The sequence below is a fragment of the Pseudomonas cremoricolorata DSM 17059 = NBRC 16634 genome, from assembly GCF_000425745.1.
Taxonomy (GTDB): Bacteria; Pseudomonadota; Gammaproteobacteria; order Pseudomonadales; family Pseudomonadaceae; genus Aquipseudomonas; species Aquipseudomonas cremoricolorata.
In genome coordinates this window covers 328,163-334,376 of the sequence record NZ_AUEA01000007.1, presented here as the reverse complement: position 1 = coordinate 334,376, position 6,214 = coordinate 328,163, and the positions used below count along the sequence as shown (strand labels likewise).

The window sequence follows — 6,214 nt, the reverse complement described above, 5'->3', positions numbered from 1 at the left end:
AAGCGTGAACGCTTTGCCGCCCGAAGGAGGCTGCGCAGAAAGGGAATGGGAGGCTGGCTGAAAAAACAAAAGGCCCATTCAATATTCGAATGAGCCTTTGAAGTCTCGCAAAACGCGAGTAAAAATGGCGTCCCCTAGGGGACTCGAACCCCTGTTACCGCCGTGAAAGGGCGGTGTCCTAGGCCACTAGACGAAGGGGACATGTAACCTTCGTGCAGATGCTTGTAACGCATCCTGGCAGAAATGGTGGAGCTAAGCGGGATCGAACCGCTGACCTCCTGCATGCCATGCAGGCGCTCTCCCAGCTGAGCTATAGCCCCGAAAACAAAAGGCCCATTCAATATGCGAATGAGCCTCTTTAAGTCCTGCAAAACGCAGGTAAAAGTGGCGTCCCCTAGGGGACTCGAACCCCTGTTACCGCCGTGAAAGGGCGGTGTCCTAGGCCACTAGACGAAGGGGACATACAACCTTCGTGCAGATGCGTTAAACGCATCCTGGCAAAATTGGTGGAGCTAAGCGGGATCGAACCGCTGACCTCCTGCATGCCATGCAGGCGCTCTCCCAGCTGAGCTATAGCCCCGGATTTCTAGCCTCTCGGCCCAGCGAAGAAGTGCTCATCGCTTGTGCAAAACTGGCGTCCCCTAGGGGACTCGAACCCCTGTTACCGCCGTGAAAGGGCGGTGTCCTAGGCCACTAGACGAAGGGGACGAACCTTCTTACCTTCAAGACCCGGTTGCTGGACCCGGTCTTGCTTGCTGGCCGTGGCCATCAAGCGGAATGTGGTGGAGCTAAGCGGGATCGAACCGCTGACCTCCTGCATGCCATGCAGGCGCTCTCCCAGCTGAGCTATAGCCCCACAATGTCGCAATCTACCGAACCGCTGGCTGGGTGCCTGGCGCTTCATCTTGGCTGATCGCTGTGGACGGGGCGCATATTAAGATTGGATTGCGAAGCTGTCAAACTAATTTTTGAAAAACTTCAAAAAAATTTTCACAGATAACAATCACTTACCCCTACCCTTCGCGCCCCCTGAAACAAGGCGGCAGAGGCTCGCCTTGCTCAAAGGTATCGCGGTTTATTTCAACCTCAGGCAATGGCTGCCAGAAGCTTTTCCCACTCTTTGTTTTCTTTCTTCGAAACGCCGCCGAGCAGGTCGAGTGCCTGACGAAGACGATAACGGGTCAGATCCGGACCCAGAATTTCCATGGCATCGAGCACCGACACCGAACTCGATTGTCCGGTGATGGCGGCGAACATCAGCGGCATGGCATCGCGCAGCTTGAGCGACAAGGCGTCGACGACACCCTGGATGCAGCCAGTGATGCGTTCCTTTTCCCACTGGCGCAGCCCTTCGAGCTTCCACAAGATCAGCTGAATGACCTGACGCACCTGGTCGGCGCTGAGTTTCTTGCTCTGCAGCAGCGCTGCATCGAGCTTGACCCCACCCTCGAAGAAGAACCCACCCAGCGGCACCACTTGGCTGAAGGTCTCGACACGGCCCTGAACATGGGGCGCGATCTGCATCATGTAGTGGCTGTTGAACGCCCATTGTTGCAGGCGCGCTGCGAACTGCTCCACCGGCAGCTCACGCAACCACTGGCCATTGAGCCACGACAGCTTCTCGATATCGAAGATCGGCCCGCCCAGCGACACGCGGGACAGATCGAAATGCTCGACCATCTCGGCCAGCGAGAACTTCTCACGCTCATCGGGCATCGACCAGCCCATGCGACCGAGGTAATTGAGCATCGCCTCGGGCATGAAGCCCATACGCTCGTAGAAGGTGACCGAAGTCGGATTCTTGCGCTTGGACAGCTTGCTCTTGTCCGGATTGCGCAACAGCGGCATGTAGCACAACTTGGGTTGTTCCCAGCCGAAGTATTCGTACAACTTGATCAGCTTGGGCGCCGACGGCAGCCATTCTTCACCGCGCAGCACATGGGTGATGCCCATCAGGTGGTCATCGACCACGTTGGCCAGGAAGTAGGTCGGCAGGCCATCGGCCTTCATCAGCACCTGCATGTCCATGCGATCCCACGGGATCTCGACATCGCCGCGCAGCATGTCCGGCACGATGCACACACCTTCACTGGGCACCTTCATGCGAATCACGTGCTGCTCGCCGGCGGCAAGGCGCTGTTGCACTTCAGCCTCGCTCAGTTGCAGGGCACGGCCGTCATAACGCGGGGTTTCACCACGGGCCATCTGCTCGGCGCGCATCTGCTCGAGCTCATCACTGGTACAAAAGCAGTAGAACGCGTGTCCGGCATCGACCAGTTGCTTGGCGTAGCGCGCATAGATGTCGCCACGCTCGCTTTGCCGATACGGACCGTGCGGACCGCCGACATCCGGACCTTCGTTCCACTCGATGCCCAGCCAGCGCAGCGCGTCGAAGATCTGCTGCTCGGACTCGCGGGTCGAGCGCAACTGATCGGTGTCCTCGATGCGCAGGATGAATTCACCGCCATGCTGCTTGGCGAAGCAGTAGTTGAACAAGGCGATGTAGGCAGTGCCGACATGGGGGTCGCCGGTGGGCGACGGCGCGATGCGCGTACGAACGGTGGTCATGAAGGGTCTCGGATGGCAATGAAACAAAGCCGCGATGGTAGCAGGGAGCAGGCCTGCTGCTCCAGCAATGGCGCGCCCGCAGCGTGATCGCAGGCGGGCGCTAGCTGGATACGGCCTAACTGGTGATCAGACGATCGCGCAGCTTGCCCACTTCATCGCGCAGCTGCGCTGCGGTTTCGAACTCAAGGTCACGGGCGGCCTGGAACATCTTCTCTTCCAGCTGCTTGATGCGCTTGGTGATATCGGCCGGGGTCTTGAGCTCGGCTTCGGCACGCGCGCTTTCCTCTGCCGCCTTGGCCATGCCTTTGCGCTTCTTGCTGCGCGAGCCTGGCACCGTGGCCCCCTCGAGGATATCGGTGATGTCCTTGACCACACCTTTGGGGACGATGCCATGGGCCTCGTTGAACGCAATCTGCTTCTCGCGGCGACGCTCGGTTTCATCGATGGCGCGCTGCATGGAGCCGGTGATCTGGTCGCCGTACAGAATGGCGCGGCCATTGAGGTTACGGGCAGCGCGGCCGATGGTCTGGATCAGCGAGCGATCGGAGCGCAGGAAGCCTTCCTTGTCGGCATCGAGAATCGCCACCAGCGACACTTCCGGCATGTCCAGGCCTTCACGCAGCAGGTTGATGCCCACCAGTACATCGAAGGTGCCCAGACGCAGGTCGCGAATGATCTCGACCCGCTCGACGGTGTCGATGTCCGAGTGCAGATAGCGGACCTTGACGTCGTGATCGGCCAGGTAGTCGGTCAGGTCTTCGGACATGCGCTTGGTCAGGGTCGTGGCCAGCACCCGCTCACCAATGGCCACACGCTTGCGAATCTCCGAGAGCAGGTCATCGACCTGGGTCAGCGCCGAGCGCACCTCGACGGGTGGGTCGACCAGGCCGGTGGGACGCACCACCTGCTCAATCACGCGTCCGGCATGCTCCTTCTCATACGGGCCAGGGGTTGCCGATACGAAGATGGTCTGCGGGCTGATGGATTCCCACTCATCGAAACGCATTGGCCGGTTGTCCAGGGCCGAAGGCAGACGAAAGCCGTATTCGACCAGGGTTTCCTTGCGCGAGCGGTCGCCTTTGTACATCGCACCCACCTGCGGAACACTGACGTGGGACTCGTCGATGACCAGCAAGGCGTCTGCCGGCAGGTAGTCGTACAGCGTCGGTGGCGGCGCCCCCGAGGGGCGACCGGACAAGTAGCGCGAGTAGTTCTCGATGCCGTTGCAATAACCCAGTTCGAGCATCATTTCCAGATCGAAACGGGTGCGCTGCTCGAGGCGCTGGGCTTCGACCAGCTTGTTCTGCTTGTGCAAGTACTCGAGGCGGTCCTTGAGCTCAACCTTGATCCCTTCCACCGCTTCGAGCAAGGTGCCGCGCGGGGTGACGTAGTGGCTCTTGGGATAGAAGGTGAAGCGCGGCAATTTGCGGATGACTTCGCCGGTCAGCGGGTCGAACGCCGCGATGTTCTCCACCTCGTCGTCGAACAACTCGATGCGAATCGCTTCAAGGTCGGACTCGGCCGGAAACACATCGATGACATCGCCGCGCACGCGGAACGTGGCCCGGGCGAAGTCGATCTCGTTGCGGGTGTACTGCAGGTCTGCCAGGCGGCGCAAGAGTGCACGCTGATCGAGCTTGTCGCCGCGATCGACGTGCAGGACCATCTTCAGGTATGTCTCGGGACTGCCCAGACCATAGATGCAGGAAACGGTGGTCACGATGATCGCATCGCGGCGCTCGAGCAGCGCCTTGGTGGCCGACAGGCGCATCTGCTCGATGTGGTCGTTGATCGAGGCGTCTTTCTCGATGAAGGTATCGGAAGACGGCACGTAGGCTTCGGGCTGGTAGTAGTCGTAATAGGAAACGAAATACTCGACGGCGTTGTTGGGGAAGAACGCCTTGAACTCACCGTACAGCTGCGCAGCGAGGGTCTTGTTCGGTGCCAGCACCAGAGTCGGGCGCTTCACTTGGGCAATGACGTTGGCGATGCTGAACGTCTTGCCCGAGCCGGTGACCCCAAGCAGCGTCTGGTGGGCAAGACCCGCCTCGATGCCCTCGACCATCTGGCGAATGGCCTCGGGCTGATCGCCAGCAGGCTCGAAGCGGGTAACGAGCTGGAACTCGGACATGAACAACCTCGCATACCTGTAAATTTAGCCAGTAGTCTATACCTGATCCGGCAGCCCGGCGACCCCTGCTCCGGCAACTGCCGCCTGGCCTCTGGCAATGGACCCGGGCAATCGACCGATGGTTGGAAAAATTTGCGCAAAAGCGCGCAAAAACCTGCGCCAGACTGTCGCAGTGCGCAGGCGCTATCACTATACTGACTCCCCGTTTGCACCGCTTCAGTGCATGTGGGCTGAAGGGTGCGTGTTCTCTCATTCTTCAATCAGAGCCAAGGTAAAATGAGCCTGTTTTCCGCTGTCGAGCTGGCACCCCGCGACCCTATCCTGGGCCTCAACGAAGCCTTCAATGCAGACCCTCGGACCCACAAGGTCAACCTGGGTGTCGGCGTCTACTCCAACGAGGAAGGCCGAATTCCCCTGCTTCGCGCAGTGATCGAGGCTGAAACCCAGCGCGCAGCTCAGCACGCTTCCCGCGGCTACCTGCCCATCGACGGCATCGCCAGCTACGACCAGGCCGTGCAGAAACTGCTGTTCGGCGCCCAATCGCCCCTGCTCGCGGCGGGCCGCGTGGTGACCGTCCAGGCAGTGGGTGGCACCGGCGCACTTAAAATCGGCGCCGATTTCCTCAAGCGCCTGAGCCCCGGCGCCGTCGTGGCAATCAGCGATCCCAGCTGGGAGAACCACCGCGCCCTGTTCGAGACCGCGGGCTTCCCGGTCCAGAACTACCGCTATTACGATGCCGCCAGCCACGACGTGAACCGCGCCGGCATGCTCGAAGACCTCGACCAACTGCCTGCCGGCTCGATCATCGTGCTGCACGCCTGCTGCCACAACCCGACCGGCGTCGACCTGAGCCTGGACGACTGGAAGAACGTGCTGGACGTGATCAGGGCCAAAGGTCATGTGCCCTTCCTGGATATGGCTTACCAGGGCTTTGGCGACGGCATCGACGAAGACGCCTTCGCCGTGCGCCTGTTCGCCGAATCGGGTCTGGACTTCTTCGTCTCCAGCTCGTTCTCCAAATCGTTCTCGCTGTATGGCGAACGCGTCGGCGCACTGTCGATCGTGACCGCATCCAAGGATGAAGCCACCCGCGTGCTGTCGCAGGTCAAGCGAGTCATCCGCACTACCTACTCCAACCCGCCCACCCACGGCGCCAGCATCGTCGCGGCGGTCCTCAACAGCGCCGAACTGCGGCAGATGTGGGAAACCGAACTGGGCGAGATGCGCACCCGCATCCACGGCATGCGCAAGCAGATGGTCGAGCTGCTGGCCGAATACGGCGCCCAGCGCGACTTCAGCTTCGTCGGTCGCCAACGCGGCATGTTCTCGTACTCCGGCCTGAGCGCCGAGCAAGTGGCGCGCCTGAAGGATCAATTCGGCATCTACGCCCTGGACACCGGTCGTATCTGCGTGGCGGCACTCAATCAGGCCAACATCCACGTGGTCACCAAGGCCATCGTCGAGGTGCTCTGATCCACCCTGGGGAGGCTTGACTTCCCCTTTTGAATCAGTAAG

3 protein-coding genes and 6 tRNA genes are annotated in these 6,214 nt (G+C 60.6%); 1 reads left to right on the top strand and 8 read right to left on the bottom strand.

Annotated elements, in window-relative coordinates; translation table 11 throughout:
- Window positions 1-125: 125 nt before the first annotated feature.
- The 8 genes from H618_RS0110150 to uvrB all read right to left on the bottom strand — a co-directional run bounded on the left by H618_RS0110150 (window position 126) and on the right by uvrB (window position 4,699).
- A tRNA-Glu gene (locus H618_RS0110150) sits at window positions 126-201 on the bottom strand.
- 43 nt (window positions 202-244) lie between these two features.
- Window positions 245-320: transfer RNA gene (locus tag H618_RS0110145), tRNA-Ala, on the bottom strand.
- Window positions 321-385: 65 nt separating this feature from the next.
- Window positions 386-461, bottom strand: a tRNA-Glu gene (locus H618_RS0110140).
- Between the two features lie 43 nt (window positions 462-504).
- Window positions 505-580, bottom strand: a tRNA-Ala gene (locus H618_RS0110135).
- Window positions 581-632: 52 nt separating this feature from the next.
- A tRNA-Glu gene (locus tag H618_RS0110130) sits at window positions 633-708 on the bottom strand.
- Window positions 709-780: 72 nt separating this feature from the next.
- A tRNA-Ala gene (locus H618_RS0110125) sits at window positions 781-856 on the bottom strand.
- A gap of 230 nt (window positions 857-1,086) precedes the next feature.
- The gene (gene gltX / locus H618_RS0110120; protein ID WP_028694957.1) at window positions 1,087-2,568 is read right to left on the bottom strand and encodes a glutamate--tRNA ligase; all 1,482 of its coding nucleotides are present in this window, start codon (window positions 2,566-2,568) and stop codon (window positions 1,087-1,089) included.
- Window positions 2,569-2,683: 115 nt separating this feature from the next.
- Window positions 2,684-4,699: an excinuclease ABC subunit UvrB gene (uvrB, locus tag H618_RS0110115; protein WP_028694956.1), complete on the bottom strand. Its 2,016-nt coding sequence runs from the start codon at window positions 4,697-4,699 to the stop codon at window positions 2,684-2,686.
- Between the two features lie 276 nt (window positions 4,700-4,975).
- On the opposite strand from uvrB, the gene H618_RS0110110 reads away from it, so the two are divergent.
- Complete coding sequence (locus tag H618_RS0110110; protein WP_028694955.1) at window positions 4,976-6,172, top strand: amino acid aminotransferase; 1,197 nt, start codon at window positions 4,976-4,978, stop codon at window positions 6,170-6,172.
- Window positions 6,173-6,214 lie beyond the last annotated feature (42 nt).

Excerpts from the sequence above, each read along its gene's own strand:
- gltX (WP_028694957.1), bottom strand. The coding sequence starts at position 2,568 with ATGACCACCGTTCGTACGCGCATCGCGCCGTCGCCCACCGGCGACCCC.
- uvrB (WP_028694956.1), bottom strand. The coding sequence starts at position 4,699 with ATGTCCGAGTTCCAGCTCGTTACCCGCTTCGAGCCTGCTGGCGATCAG.
- H618_RS0110110 (WP_028694955.1), top strand. The coding sequence starts at position 4,976 with ATGAGCCTGTTTTCCGCTGTCGAGCTGGCACCCCGCGACCCTATCCTG.